The sequence below is a fragment of the Butyrivibrio sp. AE3003 genome (assembly GCF_000686065.1).
In the GTDB taxonomy this organism is placed as follows: domain Bacteria; phylum Bacillota; class Clostridia; order Lachnospirales; family Lachnospiraceae; genus Butyrivibrio; species Butyrivibrio hungatei_A.
Genome location: NZ_JMLX01000001.1, coordinates 3239455 through 3262475, shown reverse-complemented (window position 1 = coordinate 3262475; position 23021 = coordinate 3239455). Strand labels below are relative to the sequence as shown.

The following is a 23021-nucleotide window of genomic DNA, read 5'->3' as shown; positions in this document are numbered from 1 at the left end:
TTTCTCTGTTCTGCCTTGCAATTACTTTGCGGGCTTAAGAAGTTTTCCCTGTTCTTTGTGAACAATAAGAGGCTCACTTGTTCCGTCAACGGAATTGTCAGTGATCACACACTCGCTGATTGTTTCATCGGAAGGAATCTCGTACATAACATTCATCATAGTCTTTTCCATGATGGAACGAAGTCCTCTGGCACCTGTTTCTCTCTCGTATGCCATCTGCGCGATCTTATCAACAGCGCCTTCCTCAAATGTAAGCTTAACATCATCAAAATCAAAGAGCTTCTGATACTGCTTAACAAGAGCATTTCTGGGCTCTGTAAGAATTCTGACAAGTGCTTCCTTTGAAAGACCTTCAAGTGTTACCGTAATAGGCACACGTCCGACAAACTCCGGAATAAGTCCAAATTTAACAAGGTCCTGAGGTGTAACCTCTTTGAGAACTTCTCCGATTTCTCTTTCAGACTTGTCAGCAATCTCAGCGTTAAATCCGATTGAGTTGCGGTCGAGTCTTGCCTCAACGATCTTATCAAGGCCGTCAAACGCTCCGCCGCAAATAAACAAGATATTACTTGTATCAATCTGAATAAGCTCCTGATGAGGATGCTTTCTTCCGCCCTGCGGAGGCACGCTTGCAATAGTACCCTCAATGATCTTAAGAAGTGCCTGCTGAACACCTTCACCCGATACGTCTCTTGTTATGGAAACATTCTCGCTCTTCTTTGTGATCTTATCAATCTCATCGATATATACAATGCCGTACTGCGCTCTCTCGATATCGTAATCAGCATTCTGGATAAGCTTGAGCAATATATTCTCAACATCTTCTCCGACATATCCTGCCTCGGTAAGCGTTGTAGCATCAGCAATCGCAAAAGGTACATTGATTATCTTGGCAAGTGTCTGTGCAAGGTATGTCTTACCCGATCCGGTAGGACCTACCATTATGATATTACTCTTCTGAAGTTCAACTTCCGACTTATCTTCATTCTTTGGAGCCAATACTCTCTTGTAATGGTTGTATACGGAAACAGCAAGAACTTTCTTAGCTTCCTCCTGTCCGATAACGTACTCATCCAAAAAGTTTCGGATTTCTACAGGCTTCAAAAGATTTATCTGCTGGTCCCTCTCAACTACTTCGGGCTCATCGTCGAATTCCTCAGCGATGATGTCCGAGCAAATCTCTACGCACTCGTCGCAGATATATACACCTGCAGGTCCCGCTATTAATTTTTTTACCTGATCTTGTGTCTTATTACAAAAAGAGCACTTGATCTCTCCCGGTATCTTTGCCATTATTTATTTTCCTCTTTCTTAGGACGGTTCTCAACTATAGAATCAATCAACCCGTATTCCAAAGCTTCCTGCGCAGTCATCCAGTTATCTCTTTCAGTATCTGCAGCAACCTGCTCGAAAGGCTTTCCTGTATTCTCAGCAAGCATCCTGTTCATTTTCTCTTTTGTTCTGATGATATGCTTTGCAGCAATCTCAATCTCAGTAGCCTGACCTTGTGTTCCTCCCAAAGGCTGGTGGATCATAACTTCCGCATTGGGAAGAGCCATTCTCTTGCCCTTTGCTCCGCCTGCAAGAAGAAACGCTCCCATACTTGCAGCCATTCCTATACATATTGTGCTAACGTCACATTTTATATAATGCATTGTATCATATATAGCCATTCCGGATGTAATCTCTCCCCCGGGACTGTTAATATACATATGAATGTCCTTATTGGGATCTTCAGCTTCAAGGAACAGGAGCTGAGCTACAACTGTACTGGCTGATGCGGCATTAACTTCTTCTCCGAGGAAAATGATTCTCTCTTTCAAAAGTCTGGAGTAAATATCATATGACCTCTCACCGCGACTTGTCTGTTCAATGACGTAAGGTATTAAACTCATTTTTTCTTCCTTTCTAGCCTAAAAATAAAATTCCAATTTCCATTATACCAATAATTTTATAAAAAGAGCATAAAAATTTCCCGCAAACTGATATTTACGGGAAATTTTTCATAGCATCTCACTCTTCAAGATAAACAATCGTAACGGTATTAAGATCATAAAAGCCTGCCGCAGACCTGTTCACCCACTCTCCGGCTTCTACTCCAAGCCCCATTCCATAGGTGGAATATGCCGGTCTGTAAGGTCTGACATAAATAACGGCATCGCTTCCTTTTTCCGCCAAAGTAAGCGCCGAAAGAACATATTCGCGAGCGGCATAGTTTTCCTGCAATGCCCCTGTCCTATAATCGTCATATGAAGCATACGACATTCCGCTCTTAATATCTTCACTTAATGCCGAATGAAGGATCAGTGCAAGCAATACTCCTGCAGCAAGCACTCCCGTTGCGATACGATCTGTCTTTCCTTCAAACTTCTCCGAAAGAAACTGTGCAAGCACCGCCACTACAAGAAAATACATAAACTTCGCCACAATCTCATAAGAACTTGCGGTTCTCATGTTGATAACTTCATCCACATGATATCCGAAACATACGGGAAACATGGTGAAATATCTCGCAAACCATGTTCCGACAAGAACGATCACAAGATTTAACACCGTAACTTTTCCCTCAAGCACCTTAACCTTATAAATAGTGAAGATCACAAATGCCAAGAGCAGCATAAGGATAAACACAGCACTTGTAAAAAGGATCTTGTCTTCGGAAACGATACATTTAAAAGTATCCCTAAGTGCGTCAAAAAATGTACTGTGGCCTTCCTTCAGGTCTTTCTCCGCTCTTCTATAGTTTCCGGGAGCAAGACCGTTTATAAGTGTTCCTACAAACGATACGCCCGCCGGTATAGCAATCTTTTTATCCTTGATGAATTCTTCTCTTTTAAGTATCACTACTGCGATAAGCCACGAAAGATCAGCAAGTACAATATTAAGCGATCCTCCGCTTGCCAAAAATGCCAATATGGCGCTTACAACAAGATATCCAATTTTTTTCTTTCGTATATACAGGATACTCAACGAAACGGCAAGCAGGCCAAGGGTTAATTCCGTCAGATAATTAAGTCCGCCGGTATACCAGTAAAAAAAGCTCTCTTCCACTTGGCGTATTCGTCATGGAAAAAAACAGTCGCAAATATTGCAAAAGAGGCTCCGAGGCACGCGGTATTGTCTTTTATAAGGATTTTCAGAAGAACCATAAGTGCAACGCAGAAAGCGACAGCGTTTAGGATCATGTAAAAATGAAATCCCGGAAGTCCACCTCTTGTATATGCCCTGATAAAATGAATCAGATAATTAAAAAGATATGTTCCCTGATTTACATTGTAATATTCAACCATCTTATGTGCGGCTGCAACCACGTTGGATCCGTATACATCCGCAGCATCCGCAGCTCCACCCTCAAAGCTGAAATCATCTTCACACAGATATGTATAACCACAGCCCACTATAACAGGCACAACTGCACAGAATATTCCGATAATGAATATCCCCGCAAATATTTTCTTATACTTGTTAAAAAAAGACTCTATCATACATCCTCCCGGTTCCACATAAAACTAATGGCACCTATTTCTTTGTATTTACCAAATAATAAGTGCCATAAGGTTCATATGTTTTTATTCAAACTGCCTGATTACTCTTCAGTCTTCTTCTTTCTTGTTGTTGTCTTCTTAGGCTTCTCTTCCTTGTCTGCAGCATCTTTCTTAGCTGTAGTCTTCTTGGCAGCTGTCTTCTTTGCAGGCTTCTCTTCCTTATCGTCAGCCTTCTCAGCCTTTTCAGCAGTCTTCTTTGTTGTTGTCTTCTTTGCAGCCTTCTTAGCAGCGCCTTCCTTTACATTCTCCACAAGGAAATCAGCAGCCTTCTGAACTGCAAGATCACTCTTCATGACCTTCTTCTCAGCATCAGACATGAGCTCTTTAAGCTTAGAAAGCTCCATTCTGTACTGCTCAGCCATCTTCTCAAGTTCCTTCTCGAACTCTTCGTCTGAAACTGTGATGTTTTCCTTCTCAGCTACAGCCTCGAGAACAAGTCTTGACTTGATTCTCTCGATAGCCTGAGGCTTAACCTGCTCAAGCATCTTGTCTACAGTGTTACCTGTATACTGAAGATACTGATCCATGTTCATACCCTGCATCTGAAGTCTCTGAGCGAAATCATTAACGATCTGTCTCTGCTGTGTCTCGATCATAGCCTCAGGAAGCTCCATATCTGAATCTTCGATAACAGCCTTAACTACAGCATCTTCTCTCTTAGCCTTCTCTTCGTTTGTCTTCTTCTCAACAAGCTTCTTCTTAACATCTTCCTTGTACTCGGCAAGTGTATCAAACTCTGATACATCGCTTGCAAACTCATCGTTGAGCTCAGGAAGTTCCTTAGCCTTGATAGCCTTAACTGTGCACTTGAAAGTAGCATCTTTTCCGGCAAGTTCAGCTGCCTGATATTCCTCAGGGAACTTAACGTTTACATCGCCTTCTTTACCAATCTCAAATCCAACAAGCTGCTCTTCGAATCCGGGAATGAATGCACCTGAACCGATTGTAAGAGGATAATCTGTTCCCTTTCCGCCGGGGAATGCAACTCCATCAACAAATCCTTCGAAATCAAGAGTAACGATATCGTTGTTCTGAACTGCTCTGTCTGTTACATCAACAGTTCTTGCATTTGTATTTCTCTGCTTGTCGATCTCAGCGTCAACATCAGCATCTGTAACGTCGATGTCCATCTTCTCAACTTCAACGCCCTTATATTTTCCAAGCTTAACCGGAGGCTTAAGAGCTACTTCAGCTGTAAAGATGAAGTCCTTTCCTGCCTCAAGCTGCTCAACATCAATCTTGGGAGATGATACAACGTTCTCTCCGCACTCCTCAACAGCCTTGGGATACTCTGTCTCGATAAGTTCATTTGCAGCATCCTCATAGAATACTCCCTTACCGTACATCTGCTCGATCATCTTACGAGGAGCCTTACCCTTACGGAAACCGGGTAACTGAATCTTATTCTTGTTTTTCTCATAGGCCTTCTGAATTGCCTTTTCGAGCTGCTCAGCAGATACTTCAATCTTAAGCTTAGCCATGCTCTTTTCAAGCTTCTCAACTGTTACGCTCATTTTATCTGTAATTCCTCCTAAAAGTATTTATAATAAAGAGCCGAAAAACACAGTTTCAAGCCCTTTAGCCCACATATAGGCACAATCGCTTCAGATTATAACATAAGTACATATTAATTTCCATGTTTTTATTCGCGCTTTTTTAAATAGTATCCCACATGGAAAAAATTGCTATTTTGAATCCCGGCACTTAATTTAAGCGAACCAATTGCCGATATTATACTGAACTTAGCACGCCAAATCATTAAAACTATATAAAATTTTCCTAATTTCAGTCATTTTTTAACTGCTAAATAGTATCATTTTAGTATAAAATTGTTATTATTTTTTAATCGTTTTAACGTGTTAAAGTTATTTACTTTTATCAATAGTACGGAGGCAATTTCTATGGCAAAGGATTCCAAACCCCAGAAAAAAAACTACCAATTTTATGAACAGCATTAAACCGCGAATGATTGCAATAATGCTTTTAGTAGCAGCTGTTCCGCTTATTATTTCCGTAATAGTAAGTTATGCATCATCGACTTCAAAAGCGGTTAAGGATGCAGAAAATACACTAAACTGGCAAGCAAACTATATTCAGTCCGAATTTGAAGGCATTATGGAAAAAAATATAATGAGTATTCAGACACTTGCCAAATCACCTGCCACAACACGATTCATGGAGACTCCATTCAATGTTACTTTCCAGGAAGAGGCCGCCAAATATCTCGAAGAAATCGATACAATGCTTAATGACGGCAACATTACCGTTCTTACGGGCAAAGATGGAAAACAGATTCTCAGAAATACAGGAGAGCTTGTCGAAGTAGGTGAAAGAGATTACTTTAAAGAAGCAATGAACGGAAATACTTATGTTTCCAATGTCATAGTTTCAGCATCAACAGGTGTACGTCAGATTACAATCGCAGCTCCCGTGTACAATTCAAAGGGTGAGGCTATAGGTATTGTTCAGCGAAATCTCGATCTTAACAGATTCCATGAATTTCTTTCCGAAAAGTCAAGCGACGCTTTCTTCGTTGACAGAAACGGACTTGTTGCTGCTCATTCACAGTATGAGATCACTGCAGAGAACGAAGATGACAGAAGCAAATCACAATTCGTAACTTCCGGTCAGGACAGCGGAGTATATCAGGTTGATACCGGTAAAGGATATCATGCCGTAGTTTCTTATAAGAAATCTCCGAGTACAGGTTTTGTAGTTGTTGCTGCAACCGATACGAAAGTGGTAACCGCAGAGACAAGATCCGCTGCACTTATTGTCGTGATCGTCGGACTGGTGTTGCTCGTTTTAACAGCATTTATCTCTGTACAGATGGCTATTTCTTTCACGAACCCCATCAACGATGTCAACACTGCTCTCGCAGAGCTTGCTGACGGTAAATTTGCAGTTGTGACCAAGCATATTAACAGAAAAGATGAGTTTGGAGCGATCATCAACAACACAAACACTGTAATAAATGAACTTCAGGCAATTGTTTCCAATATTAAAGCATCTGCAACAACAATCGGCGAGTCATCCGAGGAGCTCTCAGATATGGCCAATCAGATTTCGCAAACAGCCGAAGATGTATCGAATGCAGTTCAGGATATCGCATCCGGTGCTACCCAGCAGGCCGATGAGATTCAGAAAGCATCCGAAAATGTTACTCAGATCGGTGATGCCGTTTCAAATGTTCAGGGTTCAACCGGAAGTCTTGAAGCTCTTGCAACAAGAATGAAAGATGCTTCGGAAGCTTCTTCACAGTCGCTTTCAGCTCTTCAGGAATCAAGTACAAACATGACTTCCAAGATCGACGACATTTCAAGGACTATCTCCGCTACTCAGGAAGCGGTTTCAAGCATCAACGAGAAGGTCGAAGGAATTGCAAGTATCGCAACTCAGACAAACCTCCTTTCACTTAACGCTTCGATTGAGGCTGCAAGAGCCGGCGAAGCAGGAAAAGGATTTGCGGTTGTTGCTGAAGAAATCGGTAAGCTTGCCGATGATTCCAAGGCAATGGCTGACGATATCAGAAAACAGATGGATATCCTTCTTGAGCAGAGTGAAGCTGCGGTTGAAGCTTCAGATGAAGTAAGAAAAGGAAATCTTGACCAGCAGGATGCTCTTGGCGAAACACTCATTTCCGTAAACGAAATGCTTTCAGATATCAGCGAGACCGTAAACGGTGTAAAGAGCATCTCCTCAGGTGCAGAGACTTGCGTATCTTCCAAGAATGTTGTATCGGATTCAATGAATTCGCTCTCTGCCATTTCACAGCAGAACGCCGCTTCATCAGAAGAAACCGGCGCCTCTATGGAAGAACTTTCCGCTACTGTTACATCTCTTGCAGGTTCGGCTACTAACCTTAAAGATGTTGCAAATAAGCTTAATCAGGATATTCAGTTCTTTAAAACCTGATAGATTACGATAGGTTACACTACTAAAGCTTAAGGCAGATATTATAATTTAGCTCAGATTGTGCCGGACACATCAATGAGCCCAAAGAATTGGTCTCATTGATGTGGCACAAATTCGCAACAATTATAATATCTGCCTTTTATTTTGTAGTGTAATGATCTATCTTCCTTAACAGACTTGCAGAAATAGTTTCGAAAGGTCAAAAGCTCAAAGCATATAGATATTCAAATACCAGGCAGATTCATATGCTTATAGCATTAAAAATGATAACGTCTATCCTATAAAACTTATGATTTGTGCCAATTTTATATGCTTTTTTCCCTGAATCCTCGAAGCAAAAGCATATAAACAGCTCATGCTCAAGCGCATTTATATGCTTTTGAGACTTAGTTTAAGTCAAAAAGGCATATAAAAACCACACCACTTCAGCCTTTTATATGCCGAAACACTTGCCCGTAGCGAAAACTCGTATCTCCTTTCCTATCCCCCTGTCTATAACATAACTGCTCGGAAATCAGTATACGATTGCTTTTGCCATCTCGTCTGCCGCTTCTTTTCCGTTAAAGTGTTCCATAATCGCAAGTGCAAATGGTATCGCCGTTCCCATGCCGCGTGATGTGATGAAGTTGCCGTCCTTTGAGACCATGTCAGTAGATACGTTTGCACCGATGAGGTCGCCTTCGCATCCGGGATAGCAGCAGGCTTTTTTTCCCTTAAGAAGTCCCATCTTTCCGTATACGGTTGGTGCCGCGCAGATTGCTGCAAGCATCTTGCCTGCGTTGTTAAACTCTTCTATCTTAGCTTTGAGAGGCGCACACGCATCAAGGTTCTTCGTTCCCGGCATTCCGCCCGGAAGAATGATCATATCAACTCCGCCAAAATCATAGTTCTCAATTGTATCATCAGCCTCAAGCTTTATTCCGTGAGAACCCTCAACGGCTGTAGTTCCCGTTATAGAAACCATTGTTATGTCGATTCCCGCTCTCCTGAGAATATCCACTACTGTAAGTCCCTCTATTTCTTCAAAACCGTTTGCAAGAAAAATCGCTGTTTTTGCCATATTCGTCCTCCGTTTATTCTTAATACTTTCGCTTTTCAACATTCGTCTTTTCGGCTCTTCTACGCAATTATATGAATCATTATATCATTTCTATTCGCACTAATCTGAGAAAACATGACCTGTTAGATAGTTTTTATTCAAAAAAGTCATGTCCTCTACTATAATTTAAGATATGAAAACTTGAAATCTATGACTTTTTGGTATCATTTTATTATAAAAAGTCATAACACCACTAAAATCGAAGACATGATAGCACAAAAAGTATATTCAGTCTTAGACAAAATCACAGAAAGGTGCATATACCATGGGAATTGAGATAGAAAAAAAAATTTACCGTAAAAGACCTTCCGCAGAACCTTGATACATATCCCTGCCATATAATCGAGCAAGGCTACCTAAACACAACCCCCGCCGTACGCGTACGAAGAGAAGACGACAGATACTATATGACCTACAAAGGCTCCTCACCCGCAGAAAAAAGCGGCATCGGAAAGGTGGAGTACAACATGCCCCTTGATGCGGTGAGCTATGATCATCTTGTAAAAAAATGTGACGGCAACATCATAAAGAAAACCCGATATCTCCTGCCACTTAACGAAGACGCATTTGATAACGGATTTCTGTCGGCCAATCCAAATATTAATTTTGCAATAAAATCAGGCGCCATCAAGATTGAACTTGATGTTTTTGACGCGCCGTTTAACGGTCGTCTGCTTGCCGAAGTTGAATTTCCAAGCGAAGAAGCCGCAAGCGCATATCACCCCGCTTCCTGGTTCCGCGAAGACGTAACCGGAGATTTCCACTACAGCAATTCATACATGAGCACTGAATCATTTTAATCACCTGCGGCGATATAGATACGTATTTCTACATCGCCGATTTCGTCTATAACTCACTCCTATAGACAATGAATACTTTTCCGCCCATGTTACTTTCTATGTCTCCCGGCTACTTCCTATGCCTTAAGTTACTTTCTAAATTTTCATTTACTTCCTGATTCTTCCGTAAACTTTAGCGTAGCTATACATCCTCTCGCAGAGCTCATCCGTGAGATCATCGCCTTCCATCTTCCACTGCCAGTTTCCACCGAGAGTCGACGGAATGTTTATTCTTGCACTCTCGTCAAGCTCGAGATAATCCTGCATGGGAATTATCGCAGTGTCAGCAACGCTTGAAAATGCAGCGCGTATAAGTCCGCTTATAACCTGCCTTCCGCTGTTTACTCCAAGATAATCCCTCACAAATTTCTTATCGTCCCTGCTTAGTGTCTTATACCAGCCTCTTGTCGTATCATTGTCGTGAGTTCCCGTATATACAACGCAGTTGCTGTTATAGTAGTGCGGAAGATATTCGCTGTCATCATCCGCTCCAAACGCAAAGTGAAGCACCTTCATTCCGGGATATCCCGTCTTTTTTACAAGCTTAATGACCGAAGGCGTAAGAAATCCCAGATCTTCTGCGATAACCTTTACGTCTCCGAATTCTTTTTTCACCGCATCGAAAAGATCGTATCCGGGACCTTTACGCCACTTTCCTATCTCAGCCGTAGGATTTCCGTAAGGAATCGCATAATACTCATCAAAGCCCCTAAAATGATCGATACGAAGCACATCATAAAGCTTGTAGCAGTGCCCTATTCTCTCAAGCCACCACTTATACCCCGTCTTTTTGTGATAATCCCACTTATAAAGAGGATTTCCCCACAGCTGTCCCGTCTTACTGAACGCATCGGGAGGACATCCCGCAACCTCTATAGGAACATTGTCCTTATCAAGAAGGAAAAGTTCAGGATTTGCCCACGTATCCGAGCTGTCAAAAGCAACATATATCGGTATGTCGCCGATAATCTCAATCCCGTTCTTATTCGCGTAATTTTTAAGCGCATTCCACTGCACATAAAAAACAAACTGGACAAAGCAGTAGAAATCTATCTCTTCCGAGAGCTTCTCCCTATACTTTGTCATGGCGTCTTTTTTCCTGAGTCTTATGGCCTCATCCCAGGTATTCCAAGACCTTCCGCCGTACATATCCTTAAGAGCCATAAAAAGTGCATAGTCAAAGAGCCACTTCTTTCCGTTGCTTTTCTTGAACTTCTCGAAATCAGCTTTTATGCCAGAAGCTCCAAAGGCCTTATCTATATTTCCGAAAGCCTTGCGCATAAGCTCGTATTTATGCGCCTCAATAGTCTTGTAGTCAACCTTATCAACCGGCTCTTCGCTCTTTAATACCTCAAGGTCTTCCAATGTCAAAAGATCTTTTTCCGCAAAAAACTCAGGATCTATCAGATACGGATTTCCTGCAAAAGTAGAAAAAGACTGATAAGGCGAATCACCGTATCCCGTAGGCCCAAGAGGAAGGATCTGCCAATACTTCTGCCCCGCTTTCTTAAGGAAATCCACAAACTCGTACGCTTCTTTTGAAAACGCACCGATTCCGTATTTCGACGGCAATGAAAAAACAGGAAGTAAAACGCCGCAAGCTCTTTTTTGCTCATTTTCGCTTTTTTTCATATCGGTCCCCTTATAGTATCTTTTTTACTTAATACCCCAGATCAGGTTTCTCCACTGTGCAAGCTGATCCGGCGTCATAAATCCGTTTGACGTTCCCATATATCCAATCTTGTAGGATGCGAACAAAAGTGCATTCTTTATGGCGTTTACGCTGTCTCCCGTCTCCATGTAGTAATGAAGGAAGCATGCAAAAAGCGCATTACCTGCACCTATGGTATTTACTACCTCGTTGGTCTTAACGGTGTTGTAGTGAATTCGAAGATTCTGAACTTTGTCATAAAGCATCAGTCCTTCACTGCCCTGACCGAGGATAATTATCTCCGTTCCGTATGTATTTGCCATTCTGTCTATGAAATCGTAGGGATCTTCCGTCAAAGTATCGTCACTGAAATAAAGAACCTTTGCGGAGTCTAGAAAGTCTGCGTTATATTTTTCTTTTTCTCTCTCGTAATATCTGATGTTGACTGCGACAGGCTTATTGTGCTCTTTCGCAACCTTAACAAACGGCCTGCAGAAATTCGCATTGGCCAGAACTACCATGTCACAGCTCTCCGCAATAGGCGGAACCATGGACATGTCATATGTATTTTCTCTAAGATCCTTGATATCTTCAAAGATCTGCTGTCGCCTTTCCTTGTCGTACAGAACAACTTCGGTAGGCGTATCATTCATCTGCGGGATAATATATTCAGTGGAAAGCGTGATTCTCCTGTCGGGCGGATTGATCATCTCAAGATCCTGATTACGTCCGACAATTGACATAAAGACAACCTCGTCACCCAGCCACTCAAGCGCAAGCGACTCGTTGTAGGCATCACCGCCCATCGCGGTATAGATAGAATCTATAGCGCTTGTCATAGGCGCAAAGCTGACAGGAATCTTTTCAACTCTTACGATAGTTTCAATCTGTGTTACACCAGCCACTAAAAATTTACCCATTTTTTAGCCTCCTTATTATGTAAGCACCATCCTTTGAACCATATCAACGTATTCCAAAGCTTCTTCCATAAACAGGTCTGCCCTAAAGCTACCACCTCTGATATTCTTTTCGAGTACTCCTTCCACCGTATAATCAAGAATGTACCATATTTTGTTGTAGTCAACTCCCGTGGAAAAGACTGTTATGTCCGCCCTCTCTTTAAGCGCACGCATTATCATCGAGAACTTCTCCCGCTTCTCGCTTATTTCAAAAGAAGCCTTAGTATCCGTCTCTTCATCCGCTTTTTTCAGAAAAGAAAAAATATACGGGAACCGTTTAAGAGCATCGCCCTTAGCCGCAAGAACCTGCTTGTACAGCTCAAAGTAGCCGGTCTCACTCTTTTCAACATGTGTCGAAAATTCAAGCGTCACCGACCTCGTCGCATAATCATACAGAAAAGAATACAAACCGATTTTATTTCCAAAATAATGAAACAACAGGCCCTTACTGATATCCGCAGTCTTAACTATCTCGTCGGTGCTGGAATGCGTGTAGCCGTTCTCCGCAAACACCTTAAACGCCGCGTTAATGATCCGTTCCTGCTTATCTTTTTTTAGCTCAAAAAATCGTTCATTCATACACGTTCTCCGGCTTCAATTGACTACATCAGTCTGATTTTAATATATCATTTTGTAAGTACTAATTCAAACGATTTGCCGTTATTTATTAATTTTTAATACAACGTACTTTTATTTATCTGAAAATTGTTATAAAATTAATTCAACGTTTGGATAGGAGGATGTATGGTTATGTCCAAGGGAAATGGATTCGGAAAGTTTATTTTATTCTGTACTGCTGTTGGTGCAGCCGCAGCCGGTGTATATTATTACTTAAGTAAGAGAGATGCTGAGATTGCCGACAGTTTTGATGACGATGATTTTGAAGAGTTCGAAGATTTCGATGAGGATTTGGATGAAGCAACCGAGTCCAGATTCGGTTCCAGAAAATACGTAGACATCAAAACCGCCGAAGAAAAGGCCGGAAAAGCCGCAACTACTGCTGAAGCTGCCGAAGCAATAAGCACTACCGAAAGCAATGATTCCGCTACACCTGATGAATTCTTTGGCAATGAAGAAGATAAGTTATAAATAATAGTTAACCCCACGGATATCGCTATCCATGGGGTTTTATTATGTCTGTTTTTATTTGGGAGAATTACTTTTCGCCCTGCTTCTCGGCCATCATATCCTTAAGTGCTCTAGCCTTGTCCTTAATCCTGCTGTTTGCGGTTCTGGACATGAGAAGTTCAGAGATCATCTTGCTTGCGATATCATACTGTTCTGTCTCAAATGCAAGTGCTGCGATAAGATAATCGAGCGTTGTCGAATCCATTCCGGCAATAGGGAAATCTTCTGACTGCCTTGCCATGATGAATCCGTTAAGTGCGTTCTTTAAAAGCTCAAGCTCCTGAGCGTCGTTATCTTTTTTCTTCTTCTCGTAATCAGCTTCGTCCTGATCGAGTCTCTGAGTCTCACCTCTAATTACCCAGGCTGTCTTAAGACAGATATAAGCCTTCTCGCTGTTCTTCGCCTTCTTTACTACCGCATTTGCAAGTGCAAGCTGATAAAGGCTTCGTGCATGCTCATATGTGTATATAGGCTCCTTGTAGTCCTGCTTCTTGTAATTCATGCAGATTTTGTTTCTGATATCGTCAATCTGATACTTATTGAGCGTCGTGAAATATCTTCCAAGCGCCGCATATCCGCATTCGGGGCATGCAATGATGTCATACTTTGTAAGATCGACTTCAGAATAGTCAGGCCTTAAATCCACATCCACAGCCTTCATTCTAACCTTACCTGTACGAACAGTCTTTGATTCAAAGTCCGAATCACAGATAGGACATTTATATTTCTTGTCAAAAAGATAATCCTCCTCATTGACAAGTGTAAGCTTCTTCTGGGGCTCAGCTTTCTTGACATTGGCCTCTTTCTTGTTTGGATCCTCAAAAAGATTTCCTCCGTCAATATTTCCAAGTCCAAGCTTCTCCAGTCCAGAAAAAATACCAGCCATTTCTATACCTCTTTTCTAAATATTACTATAGAAAAATTTTTAATTATTCTTTGGCAGAACAAAAGAACTCTTAAGCGAAACGATCCTGTTAAATACAGGTGCTCCGGGCTTAGAATCCTTGCTGTCAACGCAGAAAAATCCGTTTCTTACAAACTGGAATTTGTCGTAGCTGACCGCATCTGCAAGTTCGGGCTCAAGCTTAGCATCCTTGATAACTGTAATTGAGTTGGGGTTTAAGTTAAGAGAACCGTCCTCGTTATAAACGCCCTTCTCCTCATCAATAATATTCTCATAAAGACGAACTTCTGCAGTTACCGCTTCTTTTGCAGCAACCCAGTGGATCGTGCCCTTAACTTTTCTTGCGTTAAATCCGCTTCCGGACTTAGTCTCGGGATCGTAAGTACAATGTACGGCGATAACATTGCCGTTCTCATCCTTATCGCAACCCGTACATGTTACAAAGTAAGCGTTCATAAGTCTTACTTCGTTTCCGGGGAAAAGACGGAAATACTTCTTCGGAGGCTCCTCCATGAAGTCTTCTCTCTCGATATAGAGCTCTTTTCCAAAAGGAATCTTTCTTGTTCCCATCTCAGGAACTTCTTTGTTATTCTCAATCTCGAGATACTCTGTCTCATTCTCAGGATAGTTATCTATTATAAGCTTTACGGGGTTGAGAACTGCAAGCATTCTCTTTGCCTTAAGCTTAAGGTCTTCTCTTATGCAATACTCAAGCATCGCGTACTCTGCAGTTGACTGTGCCTTACTGATTCCGCACATATCAACGAACATCTTAATTGACTCGGGAGTAAATCCTCTTCTTCTGAGTGCTGCGATGGTTACAAGTCTCGGATCGTCCCATCCGTCAACAATTCCGTCTTCTACAAGTCTCTTGATATATCTTTTACCTGTTACGACATTGTTGAGGTAGAGCTTCGCAAACTCAATCTGACGGGGAGGATTCTTGTAGCCGCACTCCTCTTTTACCCAGTCGTAAAGAGGTCTGTGATCCTCAAACTCCAATGTGCAGAGTGAATGTGTTATACCCTCGATCGCATCCTCAATGGGATGAGCATAGTCATACATAGGATAAATGCACCACTTATCCTGTGTACGTGCATGTGTCATATGAGCAACCCTGTAGATAATGGGATCTCTCATATTTATGTTAGGTGAAGACATGTCGATCTTGGCTCTCAGTGTCATAGCGCCGTCCTCGACCTTGCCGTTCTTCATATCCTCAAAAAGTCTTAAGTTATCCTCAACACTTCTGTTTCTGTTAGGATCGTCCTTACCGGGCTCTGTGAGTGTTCCTCTGTATTCACGCATCTGCTCGGCAGTAAGCTCTGAAACGTATGCTTTGCCCTTTTTAATAAGCTTAACGGCATTCTCATACATCTCATCAAAGTAATCCGAAGCATGGAAAAGACGGTCTTCATAATCCGCACCGAGCCACTTAACGTCCTCGATAATGGAGTCCATGAACTCCGATCTTTCCTTGGTGGGATTGGTATCGTCAAATCTCATGTTGAACTTGCCGTTGTATTCTTTTGCCATTCCGTAGTTAAGAAGAATACTCTTAGCATGTCCTATATGCAAAAAACCGTTTGGCTCGGGAGGAAATCTTGTGCATACATGATCGTAAACTCCCTCCGCAAGATCCTTGTCTATAGCCTGCTCTATAAAATGTCTGGAAGGTGTATTTTCCACCTCAGCATTATCACTTGTATTTGTAATTACTTCTGCCATTATTAAATCCTAACCTTTACATTTATATCTTTGTGCCGTTTAGCGCTCTTATATAATAACATATTTTTAGTTATAAACGTACTTTTCCTCGAAAGCCACTCTGCGCATGGGTTTGTCGTAATAATAACCCTGAACATACTTAACTCCCATTCCTTTTATCGCATCAAGCTGCGCCTGCGTCTCTATTCCTTCAACGCAGATCTCGGCGTTTATTGCCTTTCCAAGCTCTGCCATCATGCGGATAAATGCCTGCGAATAATCATCCTCGGCAAGATCCTTGGCAAAGTTCTGGTCAACCTTGATTATGTCAAAAGGAAGCGCTCTTATACTGCTAAGAGCAGAGTAACCCGTACCGAAATCATCAAGTGCAAGCCTTACTCCGAGTGCCTTGATATCAAGAAGCGTCTGCTTCGTTCTTGCAAGATCGTTTATCGCAAGTCTCTCAGTAAGCTCCAGTACCAGATTACGGGGATTGATGTGGTTTTCTTCAATATTTTTCCTTATAACATCCACGATGTCGTTCTGCATAATCTGCACAACGGAAAGATTTACGGAAACCGCATACTCTCCCGTTCCCGACTCATTCCACTGTCTGCAGCACTCACAAGCTTTTTTAAGAACGTGATTACCGATAGGTGTGATAAGTCCCAGGTACTCAGCAAGCGGAACAAATTCATCGGGGCTTAAGAACCCAAGCTTTGAACTGTTCCATCTTACAAGAGCCTCTGCACCGACGTGCTTGTACTGCTTTCTTCCGCTCTTGTTGTCTATAGGTTCGCTGATAACAGGCTGGAAGTAAACCTCAAACTCGCTGCAACTCTTTGTTATAGCGTCATACATATTCTTCTCAAGATCGAGTCTGTGTATCGATGAAGAATCAATATTGTCGGAATACTCGGCAATCCTGTTCTTACCGGATTTCTTCGCTTCATACATCGCAACGTCGGACTTTCTGATAAGTTCCGAAACATTGTCACCGTGATCGGGATACTTTACAACACCCATACTCATTGTACAGTAATAATCGCTGTCCTTAAGATACCACGGTGTTGCGAAAGTATTTTTTATCTCCTCAATGATCTTGGGGAGTCTATCAAAACTCTCGGGAGGAACGATAATAACGAACTCGTCTCCACCCATTCTGTAGCAGGAATTGGTTATTCCTTCGATCCTGCTTATCGCCTTAGAAATATCTCTTAAAAGAACATCTCCGTACTGATGTCCCAAACTGTCGTTGATATGCTTAAAGTCATCAAGATCAAGGTACATAAGCGCACCGTGAATACGCTTTGTCCTTGCTTCGTCAATGTATCTGGCAAGGTCTTTCTCACAGCACATTCTGTTGTAAAGGCCTGTCAGGAAATCTGTATATGCCTGCTGCTCAATTCTCTTTTGATACAGCTTTTTCTCGGTAATATCATATATAGCACACAAAGAAACGGGACGTCCGTCCACCCACTTGATCCTAGTGTAGTAAACATCGTACCATTTCTCTCTGTCCTTGTGATGAACCTCGTAGTTTCCGCTTCTGCTCTTCGCGGGAATATTTGATTCAAAAAGATCCACAAGAGTATTCTCGGTAAGTTCTTTATTAAAGTTCTTTTTAAAGCTTCTGTTTGCAAACAGAAGGACGCCGGTGCCTATATCCCTTACGTAGATGGCACTTCCCACGTTATCAAGCACAGCTTCAAGCGAAGCAAAAGAACTTGCGAGCGAATTCTTCTGAAGTCTCTTTGTTATTATTGTCTGTAGAACGCGGATCGCATCGTTGATAAACTTAACGTCATCTATCGACCATATCCTGTTCTCTCTGTTCTCTGTAAGACATGCATAGAAAAGAGCCGAGCCGTTAATAATAACAGGCATTGCGACAAGAGCCTTAATGCCAAGGTCTTCCACCTGTTCGCGCTCGCCCGCATTCATCGCCGTATCACTTGATATAACGACCGCCTTCTCGCTTCCAAGGAACCAGCAAAGCTCTCTGTCAGTGGTCTCAGGAAAAATCTTTTCAACACCGGAAGCAGTCCACTGAACAACAATATCCATAAGAGAATTGTGATGAACCTTACATGTAAATCCGTTGCTTATCTGGAGATATGTGCAGAGCTTCTTTAATATCTCGACCATTATTTCTTCAATAGTATCGTCGCTATCAAGGAGTGATACTATCTCAGTCATGGTTTCGGCACGCCTGAATGAATTCGTCATTTCAAGCTCCTGCTGCCTGCTCTCTTCACTTACAGCCACAGCTTTGGATCTGGAAGCTTCAAGCTTTATGAGAATATCAAGTGTCGTGCGCAATATATCCAGCGCCTTATAAAATTTACTCTCTGAAGTTCTGTAGCCGAAAGAATCTATCGGCTCAAGATGAAAATACTCGGAATCGTATTCAAAATCAGTGAACACCCCACAGACTATCCACACAGCCGCTGTTGTATTGCCGTTTTTAACAGCTACCGCAGCAAGACGCAGGTTCGGAATCTCTGTTATCTCAACCGCCTGATCCTCGAGGTCGCTCTCCGACACTCGCTTGTGGATACTCTTTATTCTGGGTTCCGTAACGTATTTTTTTATGATCTCTATCTCATGAGGATTTCCGGAAAAATTACTGAGAGGGACACCTGCCGGATCAAGGCAGAAGGCGTAAACCCCTGCCATCTCGCAGAACTTGTCCTGCCAAGCCTGCATTTCATCGGCATATTTAGGCGTAAAACTACCAAGAGCTCCGCTTACTGACGAAGAAGAGCCCTTATTGGTAGCATTTATCGTGTCCATCTCATTTAGTGTCTCTTGCAAAATATCCCCCCATCCCTGTTTATCAATTTAATAAAATAACAGGAAATTAGTGGTCATCTACACTATAGTTAGGTGCCTCTTTTGTGATCTGAATATCATGAGGATGTGACTCACGAAGCGCTGCGGAAGTCATCTTGATGAACTTTCCGTTCTCTTTGAGTTCCTCGATGGTAGCGCATCCGCAATAACCCATACCTGAACGAAGACCACCCATAAGCTGGAATACTGTATCTTCTACTGTTCCCTTGTATGCAACACGTCCTTCAACACCTTCGGGAACAAGTTTCTTTGCATTTTCCTGGAAATAACGATCCTTGGAACCGTTCTCCATAGCTGAGATTGATCCCATTCCACGATATACCTTATATTTTCTGCCCTGGAAGAGCTCGAAGTCACCGGGAGCCTCGTCGCAACCTGCAAAGATTGAACCCATCATTACAAGGTTTCCGCCGGCAGCGATAGCCTTTGTGATATCTCCTGAATACTTGATACCACCATCTGCGATGATCGGAACACCATATTCCTTAGCTACTTCATAGCAGTTCATAACAGCTGAAACCTGAGGAACACCGATACCTGCAACTACACGAGTTGTGCAGATAGATCCGGGACCGATACCAACCTTAACAGCGTCGGCACCTGCTTCGATAAGAGCCTTAGTAGCCTCACCAGTAGCACAGTTTCCGGCGATAACCTGAAGATCGGGGAATTTCTCTTTTATCATTCTGAGGCACTTAAGAACGTTCTCAGAATGTCCGTGTGCGGAATCAAGCACGATAACGTCAACTTTAGCATCTACAAGAGCAGCAACACGGTCAAGACAGTTAGCTGAAATACCAACGCCTGCACCGCAAAGAAGTCTGCCCTGGTCATCCTTTGCAGCAAGGGGATACTTAATTGTCTTCTCAATATCCTTGATTGTAATAAGACCTACAAGATTGTAGTCGTCATCTACGATGGGAAGTTTCTCTTTTTTGGACTTTGCAAGGATGCTCTTTGCTTCCTCGAGTGTGATACCTGCCTTAGCAGTAACAAGATTCTCGCTTGTCATTACATCCTTGATCTTCTGTGAGAAATCTTTTTCAAACTTAAGGTCACGGTTTGTAATGATTCCGACAAGCTTTCTGCCTTCTGTAATGGGAACACCCGAAATACGGAACTTAGCCATAAGTGCGTCCGCATCTGCAAGTGTGTGATCTGGTGAAAGTGAAAAAGGATCTGTGATAACGCCGTTCTCAGATCTCTTAACTTTATCTACTTCTTCAGCCTGTGCCTCAATAGACATGTTCTTGTGGATAATACCGATTCCACCCTGTCTGGCCATTGCGATTGCCATTCTGTGCTCTGTAACTGTATCCATTCCCGCACTCATCATAGGAATGTTAAGTCTGATCTTCTTGGTAAGCCATGTACTCACATCTACCTGTCCGGGTATAACCTGTGAATATGCAGGCACCAAAAGCACGTCATCAAATGTTATTCCTTCACCAATAATCTGTCCCATCTTTTAACTCCAATCTAAATAATAATAATGATTATGGAGGCAAAAAACCTCCGTAATAACTACACAATAATTAATCCACCAAAAAAATCAGTCTGTAAAAACCTTTCTCGGTGCAACGGCCTTAACGGCAGCAACAAGCTCACTGCTTGGCTCAAATACGATCTTTTCTTTTCCGTCATAATAAAATGTATATGTAGGATCGGGCTGAACATTTTTATTTTTTGCCGAAAAATCAAGAGTCTTAAATGTCTGATTCTTGTACTCCGAAAGATGATATGAATTCGAAGGCGCCATAGCAGCGATCTTTTCGACTTCATAAGTTCCTATATGTTTACGGGAACTCTTATTCAAGATTTTATCAATGGAAATTTCCTTGTCACAATACTGATATTCATACTCTATACTGGAATTCTGCTTTGCGAAATAGTATCCGGCACCGGCTGCCAGAAAAAGCAGAACACAAATGATATTTGCATTTAACAATAGAGTTGAAAGTAAGAAAAATATAGCCAATCCAAAGCACACATACTTAAGAACAACAACTAGCGGAGACGCTTTACTGGCTACTAGACATTCAACATAACTGTTGTCATTACCGATCATGTATAAATCCAACCTCCTACATACTTGACTGCCTGCCATTTTATCGACTATCTTATATTATTTCCGTTACTCTTTCAAGTTTTTTTTGACCAATCAGTTGACTTATAGTTAAATAACGTTTATATCATTATAAATGTACAAGCTTTATTTCATTATATATGTTTTAGAAACAAAATGACATTGTTTTATTAAAAATAGAGAGGTATGTATATGTCAATTCGTGAAGAAGTCAAGCAGCAGCAAGACAAGATGAAGGATAAAGATTTCAAGGCAAAATGGGATTATTTCTGGGACTACTACAAGTTCCACGTAATGACGGTTGTCGTCGCCCTGATCTTCATCATCTCAGGCATAAAGAACATGGTCAACGAAAAGCCCACTTTTCTCAGTGTAATTCTTGTCAATTCTACACCTGCTTCACTTGAAAACACGATGGCTGAGGACTTTATGGAAGCCATAGGTGTCGATCCCGCAGAAAATGTCTGCTTTGTAGACACCACAGCAGTTCTTAACCCGGACAACATCGATCAGGTTGCTGTCGCTACAACTCAGAAGATAACGGCAAACATAGCCGCAAAGGAGCTTGATGTTCTCGGCGCGGACTACAATACTTTTTTCCAGTATGCCGGACAGGATGTATTCGCCGACCTTTCAGCTTATTATTCCAAAGAAGACCTTGAAGCAATGGGTGACAATGTTCTCTACATGGATGCGGGCTACATCGAATACATTGCATCCGATGAATATCAGGCTTATCTGACAAACGGAACTTTTGACGAAAACAACAAATACGCTGTTCTTTGTGACGACGCGGCAAAGACCGGAAATTATACCAATCTTCCCAAAGAAGAAATGAAAAATCCGGTCCCCGTAGGAATTATCATCAATAATTCTAAAGCCTACGAAAAGACCGGAATATATTCAGGCAAGACATCGGTTGTCGGAATCATTGCAAATTCCACACGAACCGAAGCTGCCGTAAAATTCTTAGATTATATATATCAGAACTGAGTAGTTACGAATATATCATATATTGAACGAATTGCCTTCTCAAAGTCACGCGCATCAACACCGATGATGATGTTAAGCTCTGAAGAACCCTGGTCGATCATTCTTACGTTAACGCTTGCATGAGCAAGTGCTGAGAATATTCTTCCGGCTGTTCCTCTTGTAGACTTCATTCCGCGTCCAACGACTGCGATGAGGGCAAGATCTGATTCAATCTCAAGCATATCGGGATGTGCAAGTCTGTGAATCTCTGAAACAACCGACTGCTCTTTCTCGATAAACTCATCTTCCTGAACAAATACCGTCATGGTATCGATTCCTGAAGGTACGTGCTCGATTGAGATCTGCTGATCTTCAAAAGCCTGAAGTACCTTTCTTACAAATCCAATCTCTGAATTCATCTGATCCTTCAGAATGTTTACACAGCAGAATCCCTTCTTTCCGGCAATACCGGTAATAACATACTTAGACTTCTTTGCTGTTGACTCAACGATCCATGTTCCCGGATCCTCAGGCTTGTTGGTATTTCTGATATTGATCGGAATACCCTCTTTTCTTACAGGGAAGATAGCGTCTTCGTGAAGAACGGAAGCTCCCATGTATGCAAGCTCTCTAAGCTCTGTATATGTGATAGTCTCAATGTGCGGTGGCTTGTCGATGATTCTGGGATCTGCAACAAGGAATCCCGAAACATCTGTCCAGTTCTCGTAAACATCAGCCTTGATAGCTCTTGAAACGATAGAACCTGTTATATCGGAACCGCCTCTTGAAAATGTCTTGATGCTTCCGTCGGGATATGCACCGTAGAATCCCGGAATAACGGCCTTGGGAGTTTTCTCAAGCTTTTTAGACATAAGCTTGTTTGTCTTCTCTCCGTCGAACTCACCGTTCTTGTCAAATACAACTACTGTTGCGGAATCGATGAACTCATAACCAAGGTAATTTGCCATGATTATTCCGTTCAGGTACTCTCCACGGCTTGCAGCATAGTCATTACCTGCAATAGCCTTAAAGTTCTTCTCGATTGTCTTGAACTCATCAGAAAGATCAAGCTTAAGGTTAAGTCCCTTGATGATCTCGTCGTATCTTGCCTTAATATCGGCAAGCTGTTTTGAAAAGTCCTTCTTTGCCTCGGCAAGAGCATATGTCTTGTAAAGCATGTCTGTAACCTTTGTGTCCTTGGAATTTCTTTTTCCCGGAGCAGAAGGAACAACATACACGCGGTCGGGATCTGCCTTGATGATCTCGCCTACCTTTTTAAACTGCTCTGCACTTGCAAGTGAACTTCCGCCAAATTTAACTACCTTCTTCATAATGAACAAACCTCTTTTTTGTATTTTTA

At 42.0% G+C, this 23021-nt stretch carries 19 protein-coding genes; 4 read left to right on the top strand and 15 right to left on the bottom strand.

Translation table 11 applies throughout. From position 1 onward, the window contains the following. Positions 1-21 precede the first annotated feature (21 nt). The 5 genes from clpX to tig form a co-directional block, all read right to left on the bottom strand. Positions 22-1293 (bottom strand): ATP-dependent Clp protease ATP-binding subunit ClpX, encoded by a 1272-nt coding sequence (gene clpX / locus CD00_RS0115670; protein WP_026656816.1) that lies wholly within the window; start codon positions 1291-1293, stop codon positions 22-24. After that, positions 1293-1895, bottom strand: a complete 603-nt coding sequence (gene clpP, locus CD00_RS0115665; RefSeq protein ID WP_026514654.1) for an ATP-dependent Clp endopeptidase proteolytic subunit ClpP — start codon at positions 1893-1895, stop codon at positions 1293-1295. Before clpP ends, clpX begins: the two co-directional genes overlap by 1 nt. Positions 1896-2013: 118 nt before the next feature. Further along, a complete protein-coding gene (locus CD00_RS0115660) occupies positions 2014-3051 on the bottom strand; it encodes a DUF6056 family protein (protein WP_185750479.1) in 1038 nt (345 codons plus the stop codon). Beyond that, positions 3003-3485 carry a hypothetical protein gene (locus CD00_RS0115655; protein WP_026656814.1) on the bottom strand — a complete coding sequence of 161 codons (483 nt, stop codon included), beginning with the start codon at positions 3483-3485 and terminating at the stop codon, positions 3003-3005. The genes CD00_RS0115660 and CD00_RS0115655 overlap by 49 nt, the downstream gene beginning before the upstream one ends. 101 nt (positions 3486-3586) lie before the next feature. After that, positions 3587-5059, bottom strand: coding sequence for a trigger factor (tig, locus tag CD00_RS18780; protein WP_034462169.1), 1473 nt, complete (start codon positions 5057-5059; stop codon positions 3587-3589). Between the two features lie 451 nt (positions 5060-5510). Here tig and CD00_RS18775 point away from each other — a divergent pair, with 451 nt between their 5' ends. Beyond that, positions 5511-7460, top strand: a complete 1950-nt coding sequence (locus tag CD00_RS18775; RefSeq protein WP_242838991.1) for a methyl-accepting chemotaxis protein — start codon at positions 5511-5513, stop codon at positions 7458-7460. A 514-nt stretch (positions 7461-7974) separates the two neighbouring features. Here CD00_RS18775 and CD00_RS0115640 read toward each other — a convergent pair. Continuing rightward, positions 7975-8520, bottom strand: coding sequence for a DJ-1 family glyoxalase III (locus tag CD00_RS0115640; RefSeq protein WP_026656813.1), 546 nt, complete (start codon positions 8518-8520; stop codon positions 7975-7977). Between the two features lie 446 nt (positions 8521-8966). On the opposite strand from CD00_RS0115640, the gene CD00_RS18770 reads away from it, so the two are divergent. Next, complete coding sequence (locus CD00_RS18770) at positions 8967-9359, top strand: hypothetical protein (protein WP_051594256.1); 393 nt, start codon at positions 8967-8969, stop codon at positions 9357-9359. A gap of 147 nt (positions 9360-9506) precedes the next feature. Here CD00_RS18770 and malQ read toward each other — a convergent pair whose 3' ends face one another. Genes malQ through CD00_RS0115620 form a run of 3 tightly spaced genes read right to left on the bottom strand, consistent with a single transcriptional unit; the run spans position 9507 to position 12587 of the window. Further along, positions 9507-11030 carry a 4-alpha-glucanotransferase gene (gene malQ / locus CD00_RS0115630; protein WP_026656811.1) on the bottom strand — a complete coding sequence of 508 codons (1524 nt, stop codon included), beginning with the start codon at positions 11028-11030 and terminating at the stop codon, positions 9507-9509. 24 nt (positions 11031-11054) lie between these two features. Next, the gene (locus CD00_RS0115625; RefSeq protein WP_026656810.1) at positions 11055-11969 is read right to left on the bottom strand and encodes a carbohydrate kinase family protein; all 915 of its coding nucleotides are present in this window, start codon (positions 11967-11969) and stop codon (positions 11055-11057) included. A gap of 15 nt (positions 11970-11984) precedes the next feature. After that, positions 11985-12587 carry a TetR/AcrR family transcriptional regulator gene (locus CD00_RS0115620; protein ID WP_026656809.1) on the bottom strand — a complete coding sequence of 201 codons (603 nt, stop codon included), beginning with the start codon at positions 12585-12587 and terminating at the stop codon, positions 11985-11987. 165 nt (positions 12588-12752) lie between these two features. Between CD00_RS0115620 and CD00_RS18765 the strand changes: the two genes are divergently transcribed. Beyond that, the gene (locus CD00_RS18765) at positions 12753-13097 is read left to right on the top strand and encodes a hypothetical protein (RefSeq protein ID WP_034462167.1); all 345 of its coding nucleotides are present in this window, start codon (positions 12753-12755) and stop codon (positions 13095-13097) included. A gap of 67 nt (positions 13098-13164) precedes the next feature. Here CD00_RS18765 and CD00_RS0115610 read toward each other — a convergent pair whose 3' ends face one another. The 5 genes from CD00_RS0115610 to CD00_RS0115590 all read right to left on the bottom strand — a co-directional run bounded on the left by CD00_RS0115610 (position 13165) and on the right by CD00_RS0115590 (position 20671). Then, complete coding sequence (locus CD00_RS0115610) at positions 13165-14022, bottom strand: DUF2225 domain-containing protein (protein WP_026656808.1); 858 nt, start codon at positions 14020-14022, stop codon at positions 13165-13167. Between the two features lie 39 nt (positions 14023-14061). After that, positions 14062-15768, bottom strand: a complete 1707-nt coding sequence (locus CD00_RS0115605; protein ID WP_242838990.1) for a glutamine--tRNA ligase/YqeY domain fusion protein — start codon at positions 15766-15768, stop codon at positions 14062-14064. 66 nt (positions 15769-15834) lie between these two features. After that, the gene (locus CD00_RS0115600) at positions 15835-18564 is read right to left on the bottom strand and encodes a putative bifunctional diguanylate cyclase/phosphodiesterase (RefSeq protein ID WP_185750477.1); all 2730 of its coding nucleotides are present in this window, start codon (positions 18562-18564) and stop codon (positions 15835-15837) included. A 46-nt stretch (positions 18565-18610) separates the two neighbouring features. Beyond that, the gene (gene guaB, locus CD00_RS0115595; protein ID WP_026656805.1) at positions 18611-20068 is read right to left on the bottom strand and encodes an IMP dehydrogenase; all 1458 of its coding nucleotides are present in this window, start codon (positions 20066-20068) and stop codon (positions 18611-18613) included. Between the two features lie 87 nt (positions 20069-20155). Continuing rightward, entirely contained in the window at positions 20156-20671 is a 516-nt protein-coding gene (locus CD00_RS0115590; protein WP_051199216.1) for a DUF6106 family protein, read from the bottom strand. A 210-nt stretch (positions 20672-20881) separates the two neighbouring features. Between CD00_RS0115590 and CD00_RS0115585 the strand changes: the two genes are divergently transcribed. Next, entirely contained in the window at positions 20882-21682 is an 801-nt protein-coding gene (locus CD00_RS0115585) for a hypothetical protein (RefSeq protein WP_026656802.1), read from the top strand. Here CD00_RS0115585 and CD00_RS0115580 read toward each other — a convergent pair. Then, on the bottom strand, positions 21673-22992 hold the full coding sequence (locus tag CD00_RS0115580) for an aspartate kinase (RefSeq protein WP_026656801.1): 1320 nt from the start codon (positions 22990-22992) through the stop codon (positions 21673-21675). The genes CD00_RS0115585 and CD00_RS0115580 overlap by 10 nt on opposite strands. Positions 22993-23021: the final 29 nt, after the last annotated feature.